The sequence below is a fragment of the Actinoplanes sp. CA-131856 genome, from assembly GCF_050956135.1.
Lineage (GTDB): Bacteria > Actinomycetota > Actinomycetes > Mycobacteriales > Micromonosporaceae > Actinoplanes.
Genome location: NZ_CP191849.1, coordinates 4,102,339 through 4,125,236, shown reverse-complemented (window position 1 = coordinate 4,125,236; position 22,898 = coordinate 4,102,339). Strand labels below are relative to the sequence as shown.

At 73.0% G+C, this 22,898-nt stretch carries 19 protein-coding genes; 12 read left to right on the top strand and 7 right to left on the bottom strand.

Going from position 1 to position 22,898, the window contains the following annotated elements; genetic code table 11:
* Entirely contained in the window at nt 1–1,128 is a 1,128-nt protein-coding gene (locus ACQP2X_RS19030; protein WP_498698759.1) for an acyl-CoA dehydrogenase family protein, read from the bottom strand.
* A 76-nt stretch (nt 1,129–1,204) separates the two neighbouring features.
* On the opposite strand from ACQP2X_RS19030, the gene ACQP2X_RS19025 reads away from it, so the two are divergent.
* Nucleotides 1,205–2,638 (top strand): aldehyde dehydrogenase family protein, encoded by a 1,434-nt coding sequence (locus ACQP2X_RS19025; protein ID WP_498698757.1) that lies wholly within the window; start codon nt 1,205–1,207, stop codon nt 2,636–2,638.
* Here ACQP2X_RS19025 and ACQP2X_RS19020 read toward each other — a convergent pair.
* Nucleotides 2,571–3,245: a GntR family transcriptional regulator gene (locus ACQP2X_RS19020; protein WP_498698755.1), complete on the bottom strand. Its 675-nt coding sequence runs from the start codon at nt 3,243–3,245 to the stop codon at nt 2,571–2,573. The genes ACQP2X_RS19025 and ACQP2X_RS19020 overlap by 68 nt on opposite strands.
* 38 nt (nt 3,246–3,283) lie before the next feature.
* Between ACQP2X_RS19020 and ACQP2X_RS19015 the strand changes: the two genes are divergently transcribed.
* A complete protein-coding gene (locus tag ACQP2X_RS19015) occupies nt 3,284–4,132 on the top strand; it encodes an oxygenase MpaB family protein (RefSeq protein ID WP_498698754.1) in 849 nt (282 codons plus the stop codon).
* Here the strand turns inward: ACQP2X_RS19015 and ACQP2X_RS19010 are convergent.
* On the bottom strand, nt 4,102–5,883 hold the full coding sequence (locus ACQP2X_RS19010; RefSeq protein WP_498698753.1) for an AMP-dependent synthetase/ligase: 1,782 nt from the start codon (nt 5,881–5,883) through the stop codon (nt 4,102–4,104). The genes ACQP2X_RS19015 and ACQP2X_RS19010 overlap by 31 nt on opposite strands.
* Nucleotides 5,884–5,958: 75 nt before the next feature.
* Nucleotides 5,959–7,128, bottom strand: a complete 1,170-nt coding sequence (locus ACQP2X_RS19005; RefSeq protein ID WP_498698751.1) for a TetR/AcrR family transcriptional regulator — start codon at nt 7,126–7,128, stop codon at nt 5,959–5,961.
* 111 nt (nt 7,129–7,239) lie between these two features.
* On the opposite strand from ACQP2X_RS19005, the gene ACQP2X_RS19000 reads away from it, so the two are divergent.
* Together ACQP2X_RS19000 and ACQP2X_RS18995 are read left to right on the top strand one after the other, a co-directional pair.
* A complete protein-coding gene (locus ACQP2X_RS19000) occupies nt 7,240–8,445 on the top strand; it encodes an acetyl-CoA C-acetyltransferase (protein WP_498698749.1) in 1,206 nt (401 codons plus the stop codon).
* Nucleotides 8,446–8,455: 10 nt separating this feature from the next.
* Nucleotides 8,456–10,459 (top strand): 3-hydroxyacyl-CoA dehydrogenase NAD-binding domain-containing protein, encoded by a 2,004-nt coding sequence (locus ACQP2X_RS18995; RefSeq protein WP_498698747.1) that lies wholly within the window; start codon nt 8,456–8,458, stop codon nt 10,457–10,459.
* Here the strand turns inward: ACQP2X_RS18995 and ACQP2X_RS18990 are convergent.
* Complete coding sequence (locus ACQP2X_RS18990) at nt 10,390–11,112, bottom strand: hypothetical protein (RefSeq protein WP_498698746.1); 723 nt, start codon at nt 11,110–11,112, stop codon at nt 10,390–10,392. The two genes, ACQP2X_RS18995 and ACQP2X_RS18990, sit on opposite strands and share 70 nt — an antisense overlap.
* A 148-nt stretch (nt 11,113–11,260) precedes the next feature.
* Between ACQP2X_RS18990 and ACQP2X_RS18985 the strand changes: the two genes are divergently transcribed.
* Nucleotides 11,261–11,962 (top strand): alpha/beta fold hydrolase, encoded by a 702-nt coding sequence (locus tag ACQP2X_RS18985; RefSeq protein WP_498698744.1) that lies wholly within the window; start codon nt 11,261–11,263, stop codon nt 11,960–11,962.
* Nucleotides 11,963–12,011: 49 nt separating this feature from the next.
* Here the strand turns inward: ACQP2X_RS18985 and ACQP2X_RS18980 are convergent, their stop codons facing one another.
* Complete coding sequence (locus tag ACQP2X_RS18980) at nt 12,012–12,443, bottom strand: GlcG/HbpS family heme-binding protein (protein ID WP_498698743.1); 432 nt, start codon at nt 12,441–12,443, stop codon at nt 12,012–12,014.
* Nucleotides 12,444–12,559: 116 nt separating this feature from the next.
* Here ACQP2X_RS18980 and ACQP2X_RS18975 point away from each other — a divergent pair, with 116 nt between their 5' ends.
* The 7 genes from ACQP2X_RS18975 (at nt 12,560) to ACQP2X_RS18945 (ending at nt 22,192) form a co-directional block, all read left to right on the top strand.
* A complete protein-coding gene (locus ACQP2X_RS18975) occupies nt 12,560–14,197 on the top strand; it encodes a glycoside hydrolase family 13 protein (protein ID WP_498698741.1) in 1,638 nt (545 codons plus the stop codon).
* A gap of 11 nt (nt 14,198–14,208) precedes the next feature.
* A complete protein-coding gene (locus ACQP2X_RS18970) occupies nt 14,209–14,619 on the top strand; it encodes an ATP-binding protein (RefSeq protein ID WP_498698740.1) in 411 nt (136 codons plus the stop codon).
* Complete coding sequence (locus tag ACQP2X_RS18965; protein ID WP_498698739.1) at nt 14,616–14,915, top strand: STAS domain-containing protein; 300 nt, start codon at nt 14,616–14,618, stop codon at nt 14,913–14,915. The genes ACQP2X_RS18970 and ACQP2X_RS18965 overlap by 4 nt, the downstream gene beginning before the upstream one ends.
* The gene (locus ACQP2X_RS18960; RefSeq protein WP_498698737.1) at nt 14,912–16,462 is read left to right on the top strand and encodes a PP2C family protein-serine/threonine phosphatase; all 1,551 of its coding nucleotides are present in this window, start codon (nt 14,912–14,914) and stop codon (nt 16,460–16,462) included. The genes ACQP2X_RS18965 and ACQP2X_RS18960 overlap by 4 nt, the downstream gene beginning before the upstream one ends.
* Nucleotides 16,463–16,626: 164 nt before the next feature.
* Complete coding sequence (locus ACQP2X_RS18955; RefSeq protein WP_498698736.1) at nt 16,627–16,773, top strand: hypothetical protein; 147 nt, start codon at nt 16,627–16,629, stop codon at nt 16,771–16,773.
* Nucleotides 16,770–19,490: an ATP-binding protein gene (locus ACQP2X_RS18950; protein ID WP_498698734.1), complete on the top strand. Its 2,721-nt coding sequence runs from the start codon at nt 16,770–16,772 to the stop codon at nt 19,488–19,490. The genes ACQP2X_RS18955 and ACQP2X_RS18950 overlap by 4 nt, the downstream gene beginning before the upstream one ends.
* On the top strand, nt 19,487–22,192 hold the full coding sequence (locus tag ACQP2X_RS18945; RefSeq protein ID WP_498698732.1) for an ATP-binding protein: 2,706 nt from the start codon (nt 19,487–19,489) through the stop codon (nt 22,190–22,192). Before ACQP2X_RS18950 ends, ACQP2X_RS18945 begins: the two co-directional genes overlap by 4 nt.
* On the opposite strand, the gene ACQP2X_RS18940 is transcribed toward ACQP2X_RS18945, so the two are convergent.
* Nucleotides 22,182–22,892 (bottom strand): SDR family oxidoreductase, encoded by a 711-nt coding sequence (locus ACQP2X_RS18940; protein ID WP_498698730.1) that lies wholly within the window; start codon nt 22,890–22,892, stop codon nt 22,182–22,184. The genes ACQP2X_RS18945 and ACQP2X_RS18940 overlap by 11 nt on opposite strands.
* Nucleotides 22,893–22,898 lie beyond the last annotated feature (6 nt).

The following is a 22,898-nucleotide window of genomic DNA, read 5'->3' as shown; positions in this document are numbered from 1 at the left end:
CTAGAGCCCGTACGTCTTACCGATGATGTCGCGCTGAATCTCGCTCGTGCCGCCGTACACGGTCGAGATCAGCGCGGCCCGGACGTGCTTCTCCATGTCGTATTCGGTGGCGTAGCCGTATCCGCCCATCATCTGCATGCCGGCCAGCGCCGTCTCCCGCGCCACCTCGGTCGTCTTGAGCTTGACCATCGAGCTCTCCCGCGGCAGCACCCGATCGGGATCGCGGTCGACCTTCGCCGCGGTGTCGTAGACCAACAGCCGGCAGCACTCGATCTCGGTGGCCAGGTCGGCGACGCGGTGGCGCATCACCTGGAAGGTTCCGACCGGGCGGCCGAACTGCTTGCGTTCACGGATGTACGCCAAGGTGTCGTCGAACGCGCGGCGGGCGGTGCCGAGCATGAGCGCGGCCAGGATGAGCCGTTCGAGGTTGAGCCCGGCCATCAGCTGTTTCCAGCCGGCCCCCACCTGGCCCACGACGGCGTCGGCCGGCAGGTGGCAGTCGGTGAAGTAGAGGTCGTTGACCTCGCGGCCGCCCATCGTGTCGATGCCGCTGACCCGTAGCCCCTCGGCGCCGGCTGGCACCAGGAACATGGTGAGCCCGTCGTGGTCGCCGGCGCTGCCGCCGGTGCGGGCCACGAGCAGGATGGCGTCGGCGATGTGGGCGTTCGAGCACCACGTCTTCTGACCCTCGACGACATATCCGCCGTCGGGCGTGGCCGTGGCACGACAGGCCACGGCGGCGACGTCGGAGCCGGCGCCGGGCTCGGACATGGCGATCGAGAAGACGCGCCCGCCCGCCGTGCCGCCGAGGATCGTCTTCTTCTGGGCCTCGCTGCCGAACCGCTCGACCGCGCCGGCCACGATGGCCGAGGTGGCGAAGCCGCCGGCCGGGACCATGCCGTAGCCGAGCTGCTCGAGGAACAGGCACGTGTCGACCATGCCGCCGCCGGCGCCGCCGTACGTCTCCGGGACGGACACGCCGAGCCAGCCGAGGTCGGCCATCCGGTCGTAGAGGCCCTGGTTGTGCGGCGTGGGACCGCGCTGCTCACGGGTGCCGGCCTCACGGCGGGCGAACTCGGCCAGGGCCGCCGTGAAGGCTCGTTGTTCATCACTGAGATCAATGGCCATGTCCGACCTTTCGCAGGTGGTGGCGGGCATTGACAGCGAACGTAACATATCAAATATCAAATCTGAGGGGGCCCTCGTGACGGCAGCGCTCGGTGTACAGGAATCGGTGGAGACCGCGGTCCGGCGGGCCCGCGAGGCCGCCGCGTGGTGGTCCGGGCTCGGTTTCCGGGGCCGGCGCGAGCGCTTGCTGGCCTTCAAGCGCGCCATCGCCGACGGCGTCGACGACCTGGCCGGCGTCATCTCGGCCGAGACCGGCAAGCCCACGGCCGACGCGGTCCTCGAGGTGATGCTGGCGGTCGAGAACCTCGACTGGGCCGCCCGTCACGCCGGAAAGGTCCTGCGCCGCCACCGCGTCGGCAGCGGCATCCTGGCCGCCAACCAGGCCTCCACCGTCGAATATCACCCGCTGGGTGTGGTGGCCGCGATCGGCCCCTGGAACTATCCGGTCTACACGCCGCTCGGCGCCATCGCCTCGGCGCTGGCCGCGGGCAACACCGTCGTCTTCAAGCCGAGCGAGTTCACGCCACGCACCGGTGAGTGGCTCGCCACCGCGTGGCCGGGCGCGCAACCGGTCCTGCAGACCGTGACCGGGGACGGCTCGGTGGGCGCGGCGCTGTGCCGGGCCGGGGTCGACAAGGTGACGTTCACCGGGTCGGCCGCCACCGGCCGGCGGGTGATGGCCGCCTGCGCCGAGACGCTGACGCCGGTCGTCATCGAGGGCGGCGGCAAGGACGCGATGATCGTGGCCGCCGACGCCGACCTCGGCGCCGCCGTGCGGGCGGCCGCGTTCGGCGGTTTCGGCAACGCGGGCCAGACGTGCGCCGGCGTGGAGCGTGTCTATGTCGTGCGCGAGGTCTATCAGGACTTCCTGGCCCGGCTGGGCGCGCTGGCCGAGACCGTGCACCCGGGCGAGCCGGACGGGCCCTACGGGCGTATGACCACCGAGGCCCAGGTCGAGATCGTGCGCCGGCACATCGGCGCCGCCGTCGAGGCGGGCGCGCGGCCGGTCGTCGGCGGCCCGGAATCGGTCACACCGCCGTACGTCTCGCCGGTCGTGCTGGCCGAGGTGCCGGAGGACAACGTGGCGGTGACCGAGGAGACCTTCGGGCCCACCCTCGTGGTCAACCCGGTCGACGGCCTCGACGAGGCGATCGCGCGGGCCAACGCCACCCGTTACGGCCTGGCCGCCTCGGTGTTCTCCCGCGATCGGAAGACGGCGGTCGCCGTCGCCCGGCGGCTGCGCACCGGCGCGGTGTCCATCAACTCGGTGCTGGGCTTCGCGGCCGTGCCGGCGCTGCCGTTCGGCGGCGTCGGCGACTCCGGATTCGGCCGCGTGCACGGCGCCGACGGGCTACGCGAGTTCAGCCGGGCGCAATCGATGACGCGCCAGCGCTTCTCGCCGCCGATCGACCTCATGCGCCTCGACCGCAGCGCCACGGCCCTCAGCCGGGCGCGGGCCGCGTTTCAGCTGAGGCACGCGTCCAGACGCCGCGCTTCTCCAGATGCGTGACGAGGCGCTCGGCGCCGTCGGTGAAGTGCCGGGTCATCACGGTCCGCGCCTTGTCGGCGTCGTGCGACTCGAAGGCAGCCAGCAGTTCGTCGTGGTCGGTCCGCATGCCGGCCCGCCAACCGGGGTCGGCCGCGTAGAAGCGCGCCGGCGTGTATCGGGTGGCGGTGTGCAGGAACCAGCTGAGCTTGCGCGCCTCGGCCATGCGGTTGACGGTGCGATGGAACTCGTACTCCAGCCGCTCGATGTCCGCCGTGCGCCGCGAGCGCGCCAGCGTGCGGTTGGCCAGCGTCAGTTGTGCGAGGCCGGCCTCGGTGATGCGCAGGGCGACCCGGGCCGCGAGCTCGCCGGCGATGTCGCCCTGGAGCTGGAACAGGTCGACGATGTCCTGGCGATCGAGCGGCGCGACGACGTATCCCTTGCGGGGCTGGAGCTCGACCATGTCCTCGCCGCGCAGGGTGAGCAAAGCTTCACGGACCGGCGTTATGCTGACGCCGAGCTGCCCGGCGACCTCCTCGAGCCGGACGCGGTCGCCGGGCCTCAACTCGCCCGACATGATGCGCTCGCGCAGGGTGGCCGCAACCTCGTCGGCCAGCTGAGGTCTGTCCACCGGCCGACCATATCAAATATCAAATCGGAGGCAGGCGCGTGAGCCGTCGTTACCAGCGGGCGCACCGGATCGCCGCGCTCGACCCGCAGCGCGACCACCTCGAGATCTACCAGATCTCGGCCGGCCTGGAGTTTCCCTGGGACTATACGAGGGCGCTGGAGTTCGCGCTGTTCCGCACGTACTGCGTGCCCAGCATCTCGCGCCTGCTGGCCGCCACCGGCGAGTTCCGCGACCGGCCCCAGCGCCGCTACGACGACACCGCGCTGCTGATGGCCGAGATGGCCGCGCACGGCTACGACTCCCCGCGCGGCAAGGAGGCGCTGCGGGTCGTGAACCGGGTCCACGGCCGCTACGCCATCTCCAACGACGACATGCTCTACGTGCTGTCCACATTCGTCTACGACCCGATCGACTGGCTCGACCGCTACGGCTGGCGCCCCTTGCACGACAACGAGCGCCTGGCCGCGTTCTTCTATTACCGCGAGGTCGGCCGGCGCATGGGCATCCGCGACATCCCGTCCGCCTTCGGCGATTTCAGGAGCTTCAAGCGGTCGTACGAAAATGAGCACTTCCGCTTCACCGCCACCAACCGTGAGATCGGCGAATACACGGTGAACCTGTTCGCCTCCTGGTTCCCGCCGTTCCTGCGGCCCGCGGCCCGCCTCGGCGTGCGCGGCATGCTCGACGAGCCGATGCTGCGCGCGTTCGGCTTCGGCCCGGCCCCGCGCTGGGTCACCGGCGTGGCCGGCGCCGGCCTGCGCGCGCGGGCCGGCGCCCTGCGTTTCCTTCCGCCGCGCCGGGAGTCGGTGCTGGGCGTGTCACGGCACAACCGCACCTATCCCGGCTATCCGCGGGGCTACGAGATCTCGGGCCTGGGCCCCTCGTAGAGCTCCTCGATGGCGCCCGCGTGCCGTTCCGACACCACCCGGCGGCGCAGCTTCAGGGTCGGGGTGAGCTCGCCGCTCTCGGGCGTCCAGGCCAAGGGCACGATGTGGAACGTCTTCACCTGCTCGGGCCGGGACAGCTTGCTGTTGGCGGCTTCCACGGCCGCCGTGATCTGCGCCAGCACGCCCGGGTCGGTGGCCGCCGTCGGGAGCCGCTGCGGCGTGATGACGGGCAGGGTCTCCTCGTCGAGCACGATCAGCGCTGTCACGTAGGGGCGGCGGTCGCCGATGGCCACCGCCTGCGCGATCAGCGGGTGCGCCCGCAGCAGGCTCTCGATGCGGGCCGGGGAGATGTTCTTCCCGCTCGAGGTGATGATGAGCTCCTTCTTGCGGTCGGTGATCGTCAGGTAGCCCTCGTCGTCCAGCGTGCCGACGTCGCCGGTGGCCAGCCAGCCGCCGGCGTCGACGATGGGCTCGACCCCGCCGTCGGCGCCGAGATATCCGAGGCACACCAACGGTCCCCGTACGAGGATCTCGCCGTCGGCGGCCAGCCGGACCTCCATTCCCGGATTGGGGCGCCCGACCGTGCCCGTACGGAAATGGCCTGGGGTGTTGATCGTCGCCGTGCCGGTCGTCTCGGTCATCCCCCACACCTCGAGCACGTCGACGCCGATGCCGGCCAGGCTGTGCAGCACCGCGACCGGGATCGGCGCGGCCCCGCTGCCCGCCCAGATCATGTTGTCCAGGCCCAGGCGGGCCCGGATCGGCTTCAGCACGGCGGCGTCGACCGCCGCCAGCCGGGCCACGAGGTCGTCCGGCACCGGCTTCTCGGCCGCTCTGAGGTGGTACGCCTGCAAGGCCACCTCCCGCGCGGCGGCAACGGCGTCCTGGACCTCGGGCGGCGCCTGCGCCAGCTGGGCCTCGACCCCGGCCGCCATCTTCTCCCAAATGCGCGGCACCCCGAAGAAGGTGACCGGGCGCAGCGCCACCAGGCCGGCCAGCAGCTGCGCCGGGTCGGGGCAGATGGTCACGTGCCCGGCGCGGTAGATCGGGTTGTAGACGCCGAGCATCCGCTCGGCGATGTGGGCCAGCGGCAGATAGGCCAGCGACGGCGAGTGCGGCGGCGTCTCGACCGTCTGCTCCAGCACCACCGACTGATAGATGACGTTGTGGTGGCTGAGCAGCACACCTTTCGGGTCGCCGGTGGTGCCCGAGGTGTAGAGCAGGGTGACCGGCTGCTCCGGGCGGACCTCGCGCCAGGCCTTCTCGAAGACCTGCGGATCGTCGCGGTGCAGGGCGGCGCCGCGCTCGGCGACGCTGCGCAGCGACACGTGGGAGGTGCCCTCGACCACGACCACGTGCCTGACCGCCGGCAGCGAGGGCAGGATCGGCTCCCAGCGTTCGAGCTCCTGCGCCCCCTCCAGCACCACGATCGTGGCCTGGCTGTGCCGGGCCAGATATTCGAGCTGCGACGGGGGCAGAGTGGCGTACACAGTGGACGGCACCGCGCCGAGATGGACGGCGGCCAGGTCGACCAGCCAGTGCTCGGGCCGGCTCGACATCATGATGAGCATGCGGTCGCCCGGTCGCAGGCCGAGGTCGGCCAGGCCGCGGGACAGGGCCGCCACCTCGTCGCGCAGCTGCCGCCAGGTCAAGGTCTCCGGCTTGCCGAGCACGCTGAGCGCGGGCCGGTCGCCGTGCTCGGTCGCGTTGCGATGCAGCAGGGTGGGAACGGTCAACTCGGACGCATTCATGGGCCGCACTGTAAACGCCGGTTAACTTATTGCGGAAGGCCCACGGCCCTTCTATGCGAATCCTGACTAACTTTTTTACGCCTTGAGGATGGTCAGGACGGTGCCCGCGAGGTGTTCGTGCATGCGGGAGCGGCGATCGAAGCGCACCCAGCGGCTCAGGTCGGTGACCACGTTGAGGGCCGCGTGCACCATCGCCCGGGCCTCGGCCACGGGCAGGCTCGGCCGCACGGCCAGCAGCAGCCGGACCCACTCCTCGACGTGCAGGCGCTGCACCTTGCGCAGCTCGTGCCGGTCGGACTCGGGCAGGTTGCTGAACTCGGCCAGGTAGACCGACACCAGGTCGGCCCGCTCGAAGGCCAGGTCCACGTACGACTCGGCCATCCGGCGCAGGGCGTCCTCATCGCCGGTGGCGCCGTTGAGGGCGGTCATGGTGGCCTCGGCCACCCGGGCCGAGGCGCGGTAGAAGGCGGCGGCCAGGATCTCGGCCTTGCCCGGGAAGTAGCGGTAGACGCTGGAGGCGTTGATGCCGGACTGCTGCCCGATCTGCTCGATGCTCACCCCGTGATAGCCGAACTTACGGAAGAGCCGCACCGACTCGGCCAGGATGATCTCCCGGCGGTCACTGACCCTGATCTCCGGCTCGAAGGTGAACGTGACGTAGGCCGGCGTGGGCGGCAGGCCGTGCGCCACCGCCATGGCGAGGATCGGGAGCACCTGCTCGGCCCGGCCCTTGGCGATGGCCGAGCGGTGGGTGCCGATGCTGCCGATCACGCTGAGCGCGGCCCGGACCAAGGCGCCGACATCCGCCCCGGACAGGTCGGGGCGCTTCGCCGTCAGCCGCTCGCCGAGCCGCCGGAACAGGACGTCGAGGTCGGCCTGGAACAGACGCCGGTCGTCGCCAGACAGATATCGCCACTCCCACTGGTAGAGTCCGGCCACTCGACGGTTCTCCACGACCACCCGGGCCAGGGCCTTGAACAGGCCGAGCAGATCGTCGCCGGGCCGGTCGGTGGCCGACAGGGCGGCATCGACCAGCTGCCGTGTGGCGTGGACGAGGATCGCGTACTTGCTGTCGAAATGCCGGTAGATCGCCGGCCCGCTGATGCCGACCGCGGACGCGATGTCGTCGAGCCCCACGCCGTGATATCCGCGCTCGCAGAACAGCTCGGCCGCGGCGGTGGCGAGCTGGGCTTTGCGATCTTTCGGCCGCTTGCGGGCGGGCTGATCCATGGCTGCGGTGCGCATCGGCACAGCCTACCGGTGAGGCCATATTCGCATCGAGATGAGAAATTACGGCCTTGACACCATGCGGAAACGTGCCAGAAAGTTAACGGCGATTCGCAGAGAGGACGGGCGATGACCATCGACGCTTTCCTGTACGAGGCCCTGCGCACCCCGCGCGGGCGGGGCAAGAGATCCGGCGCCCTGCACGGCACGAAACCCCTCTCCCTGGTCACCGGGCTGATCGACGAGACGCTGCGCCGCCATCCCGGCGTCGACCCGGCCGACATCGAGGACGTGGTGCTCGGTGTCGTCTCGCCGCTGGGCGACCAGGGCTCGGTCATCGCCAAGACGGCGGCGATCGCGGCCGGCCTGCCCCACACCGTCTCCGGCGTGCAGCTCAACCGGTTCTGCGGCTCCGGCCTGGAAGCGGTCAACAACGCCGCCCAGAAGGTGCGCTCGGGCTGGGGCGACCTGGTCCTGGCCGGCGGCGTCGAGTCGATGTCACGGGTGCCGATGGGCTCCGACGGCGGCGCCTGGTCGATGGACCCGGAGACCAACCTCGTCGCGAACTTCGTGCCCCAGGGCATCGGCGCCGACCTGATCGCCACGCTCGACGGCCTCGACCGGGAACGGGTCGACGCGTTCGCGCTGCGCTCGCAGCAGCGGGCCGCGCGGGCCTGGGCCAACGGCTGGTTCGACCGCTCGGTGGTGCCGGTCCGCGACCGTAACGGCCTGATGGTCCTCGACCGTGACGAGCACGTGCGGCCCGGCTCCACCCTGGACGGGCTCGGCGCGCTCAAGCCGTCCTTCGGCGACATGGCCTTCTTCGACGCGGTGGCGCTGCAGAAATACCACTGGGTCGAGCGGATCGAGCACGTGCACACGGCCGGCAACTCGTCCGGCATCGTCGACGGGGCCGCGCTCACGCTGATCGGCTCGGCCGCCGCGGGCGAGCGGGCCGGGCTGACCCCGCGGGCCCGCATAGCGGGGGCCGCGCTCAGCGGCGACGATCCGACCATCATGCTGACCGGTCCCGCCCCGGCCAGCCGCAAGGCCCTGGAGCGGGCCGGCATCGGCGCCGGCGACCTCGACCTCGTCGAGATCAACGAGGCTTTCGCGGCCGTCGTGCTGCACTACATCGACGATCTCAAGCTCGACCCCGAGATCGTGAACGTCAACGGTGGCGCCATCGCGATGGGTCACCCGCTCGGCGCGACCGGCGCCATGATCCTGGGCACCCTGGTCGACGAGCTCGAGCGCCGCGGCGGCCGGTACGGCCTGGCCACGCTCTGCATCGGCGGCGGCATGGGTGTCGCGACAGTCGTCGAGCGACTCTGAGGAGCTGCGAATGGCCATCAACTACAAGCGTGACGAGGACGGCGTCGTCGTGCTCACGTTCGACGACCCGGGCCGGGCCGTGAACACGATGAACGAGGCGTACGTCCGGGCCATGGAGGCGGCGGTCTCCCGCCTGGAGCGCGAACGTGACGACATCACCGGCGTCATCCTCGCGTCGGCCAAGAAGTCGTGGTTCGCCGGCGGCGATCTGGACAGCCTGCGGGCGTACGACAGCGCACAGGCCGCCTTCGACCGGGCCAACCTGGTGAAGGCGCAGCTCCGGCGTCTGGAGCGGCTGGACCGGCCGGTGGTCGCGGCCATCAACGGGGCCGCGCTCGGCGGCGGCCTGGAGATCGCCCTGGCCTGTCACCGGCGCATCGCGCTGCCGGACGCCGAGCTCGGCTGCCCGGAGGTCACGCTCGGGCTGCTCCCGGCCGGTGGCGGGGTCGTACGGACCGTGCGGCTCCTCGGTCTCACGGAGGCGCTCACCCACGTACTTCTGAAAGGAACCCGCCACAAGGCGCGGGCCGCCCTGGAGATCGGTCTGCTCGACCAGATCGTGGCGACGCCCGAGGAGCTGATGGGCGCGGCCCGGGAGTGGATCCGGGCCAACCCGGACGCCACGCAGCCGTGGGACACCGTCGAGGTGGACCGCCGGACGCTGCCGGCCCTTCCGGCTGTCCTGCGCCAGCAGCTGAAGGGCGCGCCCTATCCGGCGCCGAAGCACATCCTCGCCGCCGCGGTCGAGAGCACACAGGTCGATGTGGACACCGCGTTCGTCATCGAGAGCCGCTACTTCGCCGGCCTCGTGACCGGGCCGGTCGCCAAGAACATGATCAAGGCGTTCTTCTTCGACCGGAACGCCGCGAACGCGCGCGACAGCGGCTCCTTCCCGAAGCCGCGCAAGGCGGCCGTGCTCGGCGCCGGCATGATGGGCGCCGGCATCGCCCAGGTGCTCGCGAAGGCCGGGGTGCCGGTCGTGCTCCGCGACGTCGACTACGAGCGGGCGGCCACGCACGCGTCGGATCTGATCACCCCGACCGCCGACGTCGCCGACCTGGCCGGGGCCGACCTCGTCATCGAGGCGGTCTTCGAGGACCCCGCCCTCAAGCACAAGGTCTTCGCCGAGATCGAGGGCGTCGTCGCCCCCGACGCGCTGCTCTGCTCCAACACGTCCACCCTGCCCATCACGGCGCTCGCCGAGGGCGTGCGCCGCGACACCGACTTCATCGGGCTGCACTTCTTCTCCCCGGTGCCGAAGATGCCGCTGGTCGAGGTGATCCGGGGCGAGAGGACGAGCGACGAGGCGCTGGGGCGGGCCCTGGCCGTGGTCCGTCTCCTGCGCAAGACGCCGATCGTGGTCAACGACAGCCGCGGCTTCTTCACCAGCCGGGTCATCGGCACGTTCACCAACGAGGGTGTGGCCATGCTGGCCGAGGGCGTGCCGCCGGCCAGCATCGAGCAGGCGTCGAGCCAGGCCGGCTATCCCGCGCCCGTGCTGGCCCTGATGGACGAGCTCACCCTCACGCTCCCCCGCAAGATCCGCGAGGAGGCGCTGGCCGCTGGGGCCGGGACACCGCATCCGGCCGACGCCGTCATCGACCGGATGATCGACGAGTTCGGCCGTCCGGGCCGGTCGTCGGGCGCCGGCTTCTACGAGTACGCGGACGGGCGCCGGGTCCGGCTCTGGCCGGGTCTGTCGGCGTTCGGCGGCACGGCCCGCCCGCCGTTCGCCGACCTGAAGGAGCGGATGCTCTTCATCGAGGCCATCGAGACCGTGAAGTGCCTCGACGAGGGTGTGCTCACCTCGGTGGCCGAGGCCAACATCGGCTCGATCCTCGGCATCGGCTATCCGGGCTGGACCGGCGGCGTACTCCAGTACATCAACCAGTACGAGGGCGGGTTGCCCGGTTTCGTCGCACGGGCGCGGCAACTGGCCGGCCGCTACGGCGACCGCTTCGACCCGCCGCCGCTGTTGCTGGTCAAGGCGGCCGAGGGCACGACGTTCGACTGACGTGTGTGCTTCCGCCACAGGACGACCTCGTCGTACCGCCAATAGGCGGGCACGTCGTCGCGGCCCCCGGCGAGCTCCAGCAGCTCGGCGAGGGCCGTGTCGTCGCCGGCGCGGGCCAGCCCGGCCAGGGACGGGATGCGGGCGTCCAGGTGCTCGTCGTGGCGGTGGGCGGCGAAGGCCGCGCCGATCTCGGGAGCGAAGTCGTAGAGGCGGAACAGCCAGGCCAGGGCGGTGGCGCGGACCTCGCCGTCGGTGTCGCCGGCCAGCGTCAGCAACGTCGCCGGCTCGCCGACGCCGTCGGCCACCGCCGCCCGCACGCGCGGGTCGCGATGATCCGCCAACTTCCTGAGCTCCGGCCGCGTGTGCGGATGATGATATTGGGTGTACGCGATGACGACGCTCGCGAGCGCACAGCCGTCGTCCTCGGCCGCGAGACGCTCGGTCAACGTCGCGATCGCCGCGGCCTTGGACGGCTTGGGGTCGAAGCTGAGCTCCTCCACGACGTCGGCCGCGAACCGCCGCACGCGCACGTCGGGATCGGCGACGCGGGCGATCGCCCAGTCGTAGGCCTCCCGCTCGGCCAGTTCCCGCACGGCCTCGTCCCAGTCGTCCTCGTCCGCGAGCGCCCGTTCGAGCCACATGTCCTCGGTCACAGCCGGATTGTCCCCGGCCGGCCGGCGCATGCCACGGCCGGTCCACCGATCCTGAGCTTGCTCAGTCAACCGACGGATGCCCGGGCTGCCCCGGCGCCCGCAGGATCGAGGGGTCAACGCGGAACATCACTTTCCACCTGGGGGAATCATGAGCAAGCCCACCATCGTGCTGGTGCACGGCGCGTTCGCCGAGTCGGCGAGCTGGAACGGTGTCGTCAAGGGTCTGCGTGAGGCCGGCTTCCCGGCCATCGCCCTGGCCAACCCGCTGCGCGGCGTCAGCAACGACGCCGGATATCTCAAGGCCACCCTCGCCTCCCTCTCCGGCGACGTGGTGCTGGTCGGCCACTCCTACGGCGGCATGGTCATCACCAACGCCGCCGAGGGCAACCCCAACATCAAGGCCCTGGTGTACGTCGGCGCGTTCGCCCCGGACGCCGGCGAGAGCGCCGGCGACCTGGCCGGCAAGTACCCGGGCAGCTCGCTGGGCGAGACCCTGAACCCGGTCGCCCTGCCCGGCGGCGGCACCGACCTCTACATCAAGCAGGACCTCTACCACCACCAGTTCGCCGCCGACTCCCCGGCCGAGGACGCCGCCGTCTGGGCCGTGACCCAGCGCCCCATCACCGACGCCGCCCTGGGCGAGAAGTCGGCCGAGGCCGCGTGGAAGACGATCCCGTCCTGGTTCCTGTTCGGCAGCGACGACCTCAACATCCCGGTCGCCGCGCACCGCTTCATGGCCGAGCGCGCCGGCTCCAAGCGGACCGTCGAGCTGGCCGGCGGCTCGCACACCGTGGCCATCCCCGAGGCGGCCCAGCTGGTCGAGCTCATCAAGGAGGCCGCGGCCGCGTAAGCACCGCTCACAACGGGGAGTGCGGCCGGGCGCCGCACTCCCTTTCTCTTTACAGCGCTCCCGCCGCCGCCACGGCGATCTCGTGGTCCTGCCGCGGCGAGCCGCCGCCCGCGCCGAGGGCGCCGATGACCAGGCCACCGGCGTCCTTGACGGGCACCCCGCCGGCGACGAAGGCGAGCGGGAGCGTGGCCGCCGTCGCGGCGGTGAACAGTGGGCCGCCCGGTTGCGCCATCGGCACGAGATCGGCCGTGGCCGCCCCGAAGTGAACGGCCGTTCGCGCCTTGGCCACCGAGAGGTCGATGGCGGCCAGCGCGGCGCCGTCCATCCGGGTCAGCTGCACGAGATGGCCGCCGCCGTCGAGGACCGCGAACGTGTACGGGATGCCGACCTCGCGCGCCTTCGCGACGGCCGCCTCGACGAGCGCCTGCGCGGTGGTGAGCGGCAACGTCGTCGGTGATGTCTGAACTACCGGTTCGGTCATGCGTCGATGCTGGCCGCGCGCCCGGCCCGCGGCATATGTAAGGCGACTGGCTGCAACTGGGTTGCGGTCCGGTGCGACCCTGCCGGGCGGCCGCGTCCCGGCCGATCAGGCCGGGCATGTCAGCAGAGCCGATCCTCCACCCCCGCGACACCCAGGCCGCCGGAACCCGGGACGCCTGGTGGCGCGACGCCGTCGTCTACCAGGTCTATCTGCGGTCGTTCGCCGACGGGAACGGCGACGGGATCGGCGATTTCGCGGGCCTGCGCTCGCGGCTCAACTATCTGAAGTCGCTCGGCGTCGACGCGGTGTGGGTGACCCCGCACTACCCGTCGGGCGGGGCCGACGGCGGCTACGACGTCATCGACTACAAGGCCGTCGACCCCGTCTACGGCGACGTCGAGGAGGTCCGCGGCCTCGTCGAGGACGCGCACGGCCTCGGCCTGAAGGTACTGCTCGACATCGTCCCCAACCACACCAGCGACCAGCACGCCTGGTTCCGCACGGCGCTGGCCGACCCGGACAGCCCGGAGGCGGCGCGCTACCACTTCCGGCCGCCGAGCGAGGAGCCGCCCAACAACTGGCAGAGCATGTTCGGCGGCCCGGCCTGGTCCCGTACGCCCGACGGCCGCTGGTACCTGCACCTGTTCACGCCCGAGCAGCCGGACCTGAACTGGGACAACCCCGAGGTCGCGGAGGACTTCGACGACACGTTGCGGTTCTGGTACGACCTGGGTGTCGACGGGTTCCGGGTCGACGTGGCGTACGGGCTCTTCAAGGACCCGGAGTACCGCGACAACCCGGGCGTCTATTCCCCCACCCTGTTCGGGCACGGGCCCGAGCAGGTCATGACCACCAACCAGCCCCGGATCCACGAGATCTGGCGCCGCTGGCGCGCGGTCGGCGACTCATACGAGAACGGCCGCATGCTGGTCGGCGAGGTCTCCCTGGCCGACCTGAAGCAGGTCGGGCTGTACGCGCGCCCCGACGAGCTCCAGCACGCCTTCCAGTTCCGGCTGCTCAAGAGCAAGTGGGACGCGTCCGCCTTCGCCGACACGATCGCCGAGGCGCTCGCGGTCTTCGCATCGGTCGGCGCGCCGGCCCCCTGGGTGCTGGGCAACCACGACAAGGCACGGCAGGTCACCCGGTACGGCTCGGAGCGCCGGGCGCGGGCGGCGGCGCTGCTGATGCTCGCGCTTCCCGGCTCGGCCTATCTCTACGCGGGCGAGGAGCTGGGCCTGCCCGAGGCCGAGGTCCCCGAGGCCGCCAAGCGGGACCCCATCTTCTTCCGCTCCGGCGGCAAGCGGGCCGGCCGCGACGGCTGCCGGGTGCCGATGCCGTGGGACGACCACGACGCCCGGGGCGGCTTCTCCGCCGCGGGCAGCGCCGAGCCGTGGCTGCCGATCCCGGACGGCTGGCGGGACTACGCCGTGAACCGCCAGGCGGCCGACCCGTCCTCGGCGCTGTCGCTCTACCGGCAGGCCATCTCGATGCGCTCGCTCTATCCGGCGCTGGGCTCCGGGCTGGCCGCGGTGTCGCGCGTCGGCGACGTCGTCCGGATCGACCTGGTGGCCCGCGACGGCGACCCCGACCCGGTCACCTGCTGGATCAACATGAGCTCGTCGACCGCCTTCGTGCCCGCGCGGCGGGTGCTTCTCGCCTCGGACGGCGCCGGTGTCGAGGAGCGGGACGGCATCGTGGCGCTGCCCGCCGATACGGCGATCTGGGTGACACCGAACCCCGTCGATCTGAGGTAGCGTCCTGACCCATGGCTCAGCGCAGCCTGAGGTTCGAGGTCGAAGCGGGCCCTCAGGCACCCGGAGACGCGCGTCACCGTGTCGTGACGTGCCTGCGGGAGTGGGGTTTCGGCGACGACGGCTGGCTCGACGCGGTCGCCGTCGTCGTCAGCGAGGTGGTCACGAACGCGGTGCAGCACGGTGGCGGCCACTTCGTCGCGGTCGCCGTCGACGCGTACGCCGCACGGGTGACCCTGTCGGTCGCCGACGCCTCGGCGGTCGTCCCCCGGCGCCGCGAGCCGGACGACCGTGGCGGTCGCGGGCTGCTGCTGCTCGACGCGCTGACCGACCGGTGGTATGTGGCGGACGAGGGCGACGGCAAGCGGGTCCACGTCGAGTTCCGCCCGGCCGAGGCCGCCCCGTGGCAGGAGAACGCGCCGTGAAGATCGTCAAACGGCCGGACGGTGACGCCGTCCGGGTCGCGCTCACCGGCGAGCTCGACCTGGCCAGCAGCGACGAGGTCCGCTCGTTCATCGAGGCGGCGCTGGCCGAGACCCGGCCGGCCCGGGTGCTGGTCGACATGGACGGCGTCGCGTTCTGCGACTCGACGGGCATCGAGGCGCTGATCCGGGCCCGCGCCGCCGCGGTCGCCCAGGGTTCGCGGCTCGAGCTGGTGAACGTCCACGGCATCGCCCGGACGACTCTGGAGATCACGGGCGTGCTCCGACTGTTCTCATGACGAGGCTCCGCCTGCTGCTGACCGTCGCCGTGGCGTACACGATCGGCGCTCAGCTGGCCTTCGTCGTCTTCGACGCCGACTCGATCGTGGTGCTCTTCCTCCCGGCCGGCGTCACCCTGTCGGCTTTGCTGCTCAGCCCGCGCCGCGACTGGCCGTGGATCCTCGGCCTCGTCGCGGCCCTCGAGCTGCTCATCGACGTCGGGCACGACCTCGATCCGGTGTACGCCCTGGGCTTCGCCGCCGCCAACACGATGGAACCCCTGGTCGGCGCGTTGCTGCTGCGCCGGGCCGTGCCCGGCCCGGTCGACCTGGCACAGCGCCGGCACCTGCTGGCCTTCCTGGCCTTCGGTGTGGTCGCCGGCCCGGCCGTGGGCGCCCTGATCGGCGGCACCACCATCGCCCTCGCCCAGGACCGGGGCTGGTTCTCCTCGTTCCTGCCGTTCTGGGCCGGTGACGCCACCGGCGCCCTGACCGTCGCCGGCACCGTCCTGGCCTGGCGGCGGTCGCTGCTGACCCGGTGCGTGCCGGCCGTCCTGGTCACCGTGGCCGTCACCGCGGTCGGCTTCTGGCCTCAGCATCTGCCGCTGTTCTACCTGCCGATCCCGCTGCTGTTCGGGCTCGGCTTCACTCAGCCGCTGGCCGTGACGATGACGTCGGGCCTGGCCATGACCGTCACCGCGAACACGCTGACCGGCGCCGGCCGGGGCCCGTGGGCGGCCCTCGACGGCCCGGTCGACCTCAAGACGGCCACTCTTCAGCTGTTCCTGGCGGTGGCCGTGCTGGGCGCCTGCTTCCTCACGGTCGGCGTGACCGAGCGGGACCGGGCGGTCGGCGCCGCCCACCAGTTGCAGCAGGCCCTGCTGCCGGCCGTCGGCCCGGCGCGGCCCGGCGTGACGGTGCGCGCCGGATATCGCCCGGCCGACCTGACCCACCACGTCGGCGGCGACTGGTACGACGTCTTCGACCTCCCGGGCGACCGCGTCGGCTTCGCCGTCGGCGACGTGGTCGGCCACGACCTGGCCGCGGCCGCGGCCATGGCCCGTCTCCAGTCGGCCCTGCGGCTGCTGGCACAGACCGCCGCCGGCCCGGCCGAGGTGCTGGCCGGCCTCGACCGGGCCAGCGCGGTCATCGACGGCGCGCACATGTGCACGGTCGCCTACGCCGACTACCACCCCGCCACGCGCCGTCTCCGCTACGCCTGCGCCGGGCACCCTCCGCCCCTGCTGACGACGGCCGACGGCGGCGAGTTCCTGTGGGAGGGCCGTTCCATGCCGCTGGCCGTCGAGCCCGGCCCCCGCCCGCAGGCCGAACGCGACGTTCCACCGGGCGCCCACCTGATCCTCTACACCGACGGGCTCGTGGAACGCCGTACCGAGCCTCTGCTCGCAGGCCTGGACCGCCTGGCCGTCACTGTCGCCCGCGAGACCGGCGCCGGCCTGGCCGAGACCCTGCTCGGCCGGATCCCCCACGACGGCCCGGCCATCGACGACGCCGTCGTCCTGCACATCACTTTCGGGCAGTCCGCCGTTTCAAACCGCCGCGCCTGAAACCGTGATGTAGGTCATAGGATGCCGATCGGCCGATGGTCAAGACTGGTGCGTCATCGCGTTCGGCCTGCTCAGCCCGGGGGGAGCTTGTGCGGCAAAGGCGGTACGGAGGTGCCGGGCCGCTTGCCGGGCGGCGGGCGGAGTGTGCCGCCCTCGACCGGCCGGTGAAGGCTGCCCGCGACGGGGAGAGCCGCGTCCTCGTGCTGCACGGCGCGCGGGGGCGCGGGCCGGTGCTGCTCGGGCCGCCCGACCTCGAGGTTCGGGGGCTGCGGGACGCCGTCCCCCGCACGGAAGCCGAGGTTCCCGCGTGATCGACCGGACCGGCGAACGGGCCGCTCTCGACGACATGATCGCCGCCGTCCGGCGGGGCGAGAGCCGCGTGCTCGTGCTGCGCGGTGCCGCCGGCATCGGAAAGACGAGGATTCTCCAGTACGCCGAGACGGCCGCGGCTGACTTGCACGTGCTCCGCGCCGTCGGCATCGAGTCCGAGATGGAGCTGCCCTTCGCCGCCCTGCACCAGCTGCTCCTGCCTCTGTTCGACCGGTTCCCGCGGCTGGCGGCGCCGCGGCGCGAGGCCTTGGAGACCGTCTTCCGCATGCGTGAGGGCGTCCCGCCCGACCCGTTCCTGGTCGGGCTGGCCGCGCTCGACCTGCTGTCCGGCGCCTCGGAGGAGCGGCCGCTGCTGTGCGTGGTGGACGACGCCCAATGGCTCGACCGCGCTTCGGCCCAGGTGCTGGGTTTCGTCGCCCGCCGGCTGGTGGCCGAGCCGGTCGCCGTCCTGTTCGCGGCCCGGCAGCCGGTGCCGGAGCTGCGGGGCCTGCCCGAGCGGGAGATCACCGGCCTGCGGGACACCGACGCGCACACCCTGCTCGCCTCCGTGGCCCGAGCGCCGGCCGACCTCGGCATCCGCGAGCGCATCGTGGCCGAGACCCACGGCAACCCGCTCGCCCTGATCGAGCTGTCGCGCGGGCTCACCGCCTCGCGGATGGCCGCCGGGCTCGGCCTGCTCAACGCCGACTCCCTGCCCAGCCAGATCGAGGAGAGCTTCCTGGCCCGGATCGCCGGGCTCACCGGCGCGGCCCGGACCCTGCTGCTCGTCGCGGCCGCCGAGCCGGTCGGCGATCCGGACGTCGTCCTGGCCGCGACCGCACGGCTCGGCTCGGCGGTCGACACCGAGGACACCGGCGGGCTGCTGAGCATCGACCATCGCGTCACCTTCCGGCACCCGCTGGTCCGCTCGGCCGTCTATCGCGACGCGACCGCGGAACAGCGCCGGGCCGCGCACCTGGCCCTGGCCGAGGTCACCGATCCGGCGACCGGCCCGGACCGGCGTGCCTGGCATCTCGCCTCGGCCGCCGCCGGGCCCGACGAGGCCGTCGCGGCCGAGCTGGAGCGGTCCGCCGGCCGGGCCCAGGCGCGGGGCGGGGTGGCCGCCGCGGCCGCCTTCCTCCAGCGCTCGGCGGCTCTCACGGCCGATCCGGTCCGCCGCGCCGACCGGATGCTCGCGGCCGCCGAGGCCAGTTTCCAGGCCGGCGACCTCGACGCCGTCGGCCGCCTGCTGAGCGCGGCCGGCGACCGGCCGCTCGACGGCCGGCAGCGCGGCCGGGCGGGAGTCCTGCGCGGCCAGGTGTCGTACGCCACGGGCGGGGGCGCGAGCCAGGCCGCCCGGCAGACGCTGGCGGCGGCGCGGCAGCTGGAGCCCGCCGATCCCGGGCTCGCCCGCGAGACCTGTCTGACCGCGTGGGGCATGGCCATCACCGCCGCCGACCGCGGCACCATCCTCGCCGTCAGCGAAGCGATCCGCGCCCTCGCGCCACGGCCCGGCCCGCAGCTGGTCGACCTGCTCCTCGACAGCTACGCCACGCTGGCCACGGAGGGGCACGCGGCCGCCGCCGGCAAGCTGCGGCGAGCGGCCGCCGCGGTGGCCGCCGAACCGGACGAGGATCTGCTGCGGCGGCTGGGCTGGCTGGCCACCATCCCCAGCGCGGCGCTCTGGGACACCGAGGGCATGCGCGCCGTCTACGCCCGCCAGGTACGCCTCGTGCGGGAGGCGGACGCGCTCCAGCTGTTGCCCATCTGCCTGTCCGCGATGGGCTACGCCCTGCTCTGGTCCGGGGAGTTCGACGCGGCGAGCTCGGCCATCGACGAGAGCGACGTCGTCGCGGCCGCGATCGGTGACGTCATGCCGCCCTTCGCCAAGCTGCGGTTCCTTTCCCTGCGCGGCCGTGAGGCCGAGACCACCGAGCTGGTCGCGGCGTGCGCCGCGATGGCCGGCGCGACCGGGCTCGGCACCGCCCAGCTGAGCGCCTCGTGGGCGGCCGCTGTCCTGTACAACGGGCTGGCCCGCTATCCGGAGGCGATGCGGGCCGCGCAGGCGGCCGAGCAGACGTGGGATCCGTACACCCTCGCCTGGGTCCTGCCCGAGCTGGTCGAGGCGGCCGCCCGCGCCGGCGACCTCGCCGTCGCCCGCGAGGCCGTCGACCGGCTCGCCGAGAGCACCGGGCCCTTCGGCGACGACTTCCCGGCGGGCATCCAGGCCCGCGCCCGGGCGCTGGTCGCGCACGGACCGGAGGCCGACGCCCTCTACCGCACGGCGCTCGATCGGCTGTCCCGCACCCGCATGCGCCCCGACCTGGCCCGCGCCCACCTCCTGTACGGCGAGTGGCTGCGCCGCGAACGCCGCCGGGTCGAGGCGCGCGAGCAGCTGCGCACCGCGTACGACATGTTGGTGGCCATCGGCATGGAGGCCTTCGCCGAACGTGCCCGGCGCGAGTTGCTCGCCACCGGCGACACCGTCCGCCGGACGGTGGCGCGGGCCGGGCCGGCCGAGAGCCTGACCGCCCAGGAACGCCAGATCGCCCTGCTCGTCCGGGCCGGCCTGTCCAACCCGGAGGTCGGTGAGCGGCTGTTCCTGAGTCCCCGCACCGTCGAATGGCATCTGCGGAAGGTCTTCGCCAAGCTCGGCATCGAGTCCCGGCGCCAGCTCCGCGATGTCCTGCCCCTCGCCGAGAACGAGGTACCCGCATGATCAACCGGACCGCCGAGCGCGGCGTCCTCGAAGACATGATCACCGCGGTGCGGGACGGCGAGAGCCGCGTGCTGGTGCTGCGCGGGACGGCCGGCATCGGCAAGACCGCGATCCTCCAGTACGCCGAGACGGCCGCCGCCGGATTCCACGTGCTCCGCGCGGTCGGCATCGAGTCGGAGATGGAGCTGCCCTTCGCCGCCCTGCACCAGCTGCTGCTGCCGCTGCTCGACCGGCGCCCGCGGCTGCCGGCGCCCCGGCGTGAGGCCCTGGAGACCGTCTTCGGCATGCGCGAGAGCCCGCCGCCCGACCCCTTCCTGGTCGGCCTGGCCACCCTCGACCTGCTCTCCGGCGCCTCCGAGGAGCAGCCCCTGCTCTGCCTGGTCGACGACGCCCACTGGCTCGACCGCGCCTCGGCCCAGGTGCTCGGCTTCGTCGCCCGCCGCCTGCTCGCCGAGTCCATCGCCGTCCTGTTCGCGGCCCGGCAGCCCGGGCCGGAGCTGCGCGGGCTGCCCGAACGGGAGGTGACCGGGCTGACCGACGCCGAAGCCTACGACCTGCTCGACTCGGTCACCCACGCGCCGCTCGACCAGGGCGTCCGCGAACGGATCGTGGCCGAGACCCACGGCAACCCGCTCGCCCTGATCGAGCTGCCACGCGGGCTGAGCACGACCCGGATGGCCGGCGGCTTCGGCCTGCTCGACGCCGGCACGCTGCCGGGGCAGATCGAGGAGAGCTTCCTGGAGCGGGTCCGCGCGCTCCCCGCCCCGGCCCGCACGCTGCTGCTGGTCGCCGCGGCCGAACCGGCCGGCGACCCGGACCTGGTGCGGGACGCGGCGGCCCGGCTCGGTGCCGGCCTCGACATCGACGCCACGGACGGTCTGCTCGCCGTCGGCCACCGCGTGACGTTCCGGCATCCGCTGGTGCGCTCCGCGGTCTACCGGGCCGCGACCACCGCCGAGCGCCGGGCCGTGCACCTCGCGCTGGCCGAGGTGACCGATCAGGCGGCCGACCCCGACCGGCGGGCCTGGCACCACGCGTCCGCCACGGCCGGGCCCGACGAGGCCGTCGCGGCCGAGCTGGAGCGGTCCGCCGGGCGGGCGCAGGCTCGCGGCGGTGTCGCCGCGGCGGCCGCCTTCCTCCAGCGTTCGGTGGCGCTGACCGCCGATCCGGCCCGGCGCACCGACCGGATGCTGGCCGCCGCCGAGGCGAGTTTGCAGGCCGGCGACCTCGACGACGTCGGCCGGATGCTGGGCGCCCTGCGCGGCCGGCCGCTCGACGGCCTCCAGAAGGGCCGGGCCGGCGTGCTGCACGGCCAGGTCGCCCTCGCCTCCGGCCACGGCGGTGACGCCACCGCCCGCACCATCGAGGCGGCCCGGCAGCTGGAGACGGTCGATCCACGGCTGGCCCGCGAGACGTACCTGACCGCGTACGGCATCGCCGTCAGCGTCACCGATCCGGCCGCCCTCCAGGCGGTTTCCCAGGCCGTGCGGCGCCTTCCGCCGCCCTCCGACCCGGGCCCGCTCGACCTCCTGCTCGACGGTTACACGCTGATCGTGACCGACGGCCGGGCGGCGGCGGCCGACGTGCTGCGGCGGGCCGCCGTCGCGCTCACCGGGCTTCCCCCGGCCGACGTGCTGCGCTGGGGCTGGGTGGCGACCGGGGTCAACGCGGCCGTCTGGGACGACGCGGCCATGCGGGAGACGTCCGAGCGCTGGACCCGGATCGTGCGTGACGCCTACGCGCTGCGGGAGCTGCCCTATCTGCTGACCGTCGTCGGCTACGCCAGCTCGTGGACGGGTGATTTCGCGGCCACGTCGGCCTTCATCGCCGAGGCGGCCGCCGTCGCCTCGGCCAGCGGCATCCCGCTGCCGCCGTACGCGGAGCTGCGCCTGCTGTCGCTACGTGGCCGCGAGCCGGAGACCACGGCGCTGGTCGCGGCCACGGTCGAGAGCTCGGCCGCGGCCGGCCTGGGCATGGGCGTCACGGCCGGGCAGTGGGCGGCCGCCGTCCTCTACAACGGCCTGGCCCGTTATCCGGACGCGATGCGGGCCGCGCAGTCCACCACCTGGCTGGCCGAGCCGGGCCTGTCGACGTGGCTGCTGCCCGAGCTCGTCGAGGCGGCGGCCCGGTCCGGGGAGCTCGAGGTCGCCCGGGAGGCGCTCGACCGGCTGGTCGAGGCGACCCAGCCGTTCTCCACCGACTTCGCGGGCGGTGTCGAGGCCCGCAGCCGCGCGCTGGTGTCCGACGGGCCGGAGGCCGGGTCGCTCTACCAGGAGGCGGTCGACCGGTTGAGCCGTACCGCGCTGCGGACCGAGCTGGCCCGCGCCCATCTGGTGTTCGGCGAGTGGCTGCGGCGGCGCCGGCAGCGGCTCGAGGCCCGTGAGCATCTGCGCACCGCGTACGAGATGTTCTTGGCCATCGGCATGGAGGCGTTCGCCGAGCGGGCCCGCCGGGAGCTGCTGGCCACCGGCGAGGCGGTCCGCCGTCCCACGGCCGAGACGGCGGGCGAGGAGCTGACCGCCCAGGAACGCCAGATCGCCCTGCTGGCCCGCGACGGCTACTCCAATCCGGAGATCGGCGAACGGCTGTTCCTGAGCCCCCGCACGGTCGAGTGGCACCTGCGGAAGGTCTTCGGCAAGCTGGGCATCGAGTCCCGCCGTCAGCTGCGCGACGTGCTGCCGGCCGGTGACGTCACCCCGTGAGCTGCTGGCCGCCGTCGACGTCGTAGGTGGCGCCGGTGAGGGCGTCGTTCGTCATCAGGTGCAGGATCAGCGCGGCCACGTCGGCCGGGCCCACGACCCGGCCGATCGGCAGGGTGGCCCGCAGCTCGGCCCGCCGGCTCTCCAGTTGGTCGCCGAGCAGCCGGGCCGAGAGCGGGGTGTCGACGAAGCCGGCCGCGACCGCGTTGACCCGCAGCGGCGCCAGTTCCAGGGCGGCGTTGGCCGTGATGGCCGACAGCGCCGCCGTCCCGATGGCCGCCAGGATCAGGCCCTTGCCGGGCCGCCGGGCCCCCGTACCCGTGATGAGCGTGAGGGAACCGCCCGGCCGGGCCCGGGCCGCGGTCTCACGCGCGACCCGCAGGGCGCCGACGAGGTGGTCGTCGATCTGCTCACGGGCCACCGCGAAGTCCATGTCGGCGATCGGCGCGTAGGCCGGGCCGGGGCCGCTGAGCAGCACGTGGTCGAGGGGCGACGGCAGCGATGCGAAGAATCCGCCGAGGTCGGCCAGGTCGAGCCGGACGGCTGTGGCGCCGAGCTCGTCGCCCACCTCCTTGAGGCGGCGCTCGTCGCGCCCGGTGACGATGACGTCGGCGCCGGCCGCGCGGGCCTGCCGGGCGGTCTCCAGACCGATCCCGGAGGTGCCGCCGATGACGACGACGGTGCTTGACGCGAGGGAAAGCATGGCTTG

Coding starts and splice junctions, on each gene's coding strand:
- ACQP2X_RS19030 (WP_498698759.1), bottom strand. CDS start 1,128: ATGGCCATTGATCTCAGTGATGAACAACGAGCCTTCACGGCGGCCCTG.
- ACQP2X_RS19010 (WP_498698753.1), bottom strand. CDS start 5,883: ATGAATGCGTCCGAGTTGACCGTTCCCACCCTGCTGCATCGCAACGCG.
- ACQP2X_RS19005 (WP_498698751.1), bottom strand. CDS start 7,128: ATGCGCACCGCAGCCATGGATCAGCCCGCCCGCAAGCGGCCGAAAGAT.
- ACQP2X_RS19000 (WP_498698749.1), top strand. CDS start 7,240: ATGACCATCGACGCTTTCCTGTACGAGGCCCTGCGCACCCCGCGCGGG.
- ACQP2X_RS18995 (WP_498698747.1), top strand. CDS start 8,456: ATGGCCATCAACTACAAGCGTGACGAGGACGGCGTCGTCGTGCTCACG.
- ACQP2X_RS18985 (WP_498698744.1), top strand. CDS start 11,261: ATGAGCAAGCCCACCATCGTGCTGGTGCACGGCGCGTTCGCCGAGTCG.
- ACQP2X_RS18980 (WP_498698743.1), bottom strand. CDS start 12,443: ATGACCGAACCGGTAGTTCAGACATCACCGACGACGTTGCCGCTCACC.
- ACQP2X_RS18975 (WP_498698741.1), top strand. CDS start 12,560: ATGTCAGCAGAGCCGATCCTCCACCCCCGCGACACCCAGGCCGCCGGA.
- ACQP2X_RS18970 (WP_498698740.1), top strand. CDS start 14,209: ATGGCTCAGCGCAGCCTGAGGTTCGAGGTCGAAGCGGGCCCTCAGGCA.
- ACQP2X_RS18960 (WP_498698737.1), top strand. CDS start 14,912: ATGACGAGGCTCCGCCTGCTGCTGACCGTCGCCGTGGCGTACACGATC.
- ACQP2X_RS18945 (WP_498698732.1), top strand. CDS start 19,487: ATGATCAACCGGACCGCCGAGCGCGGCGTCCTCGAAGACATGATCACC.
- ACQP2X_RS18940 (WP_498698730.1), bottom strand. CDS start 22,892: ATGCTTTCCCTCGCGTCAAGCACCGTCGTCGTCATCGGCGGCACCTCC.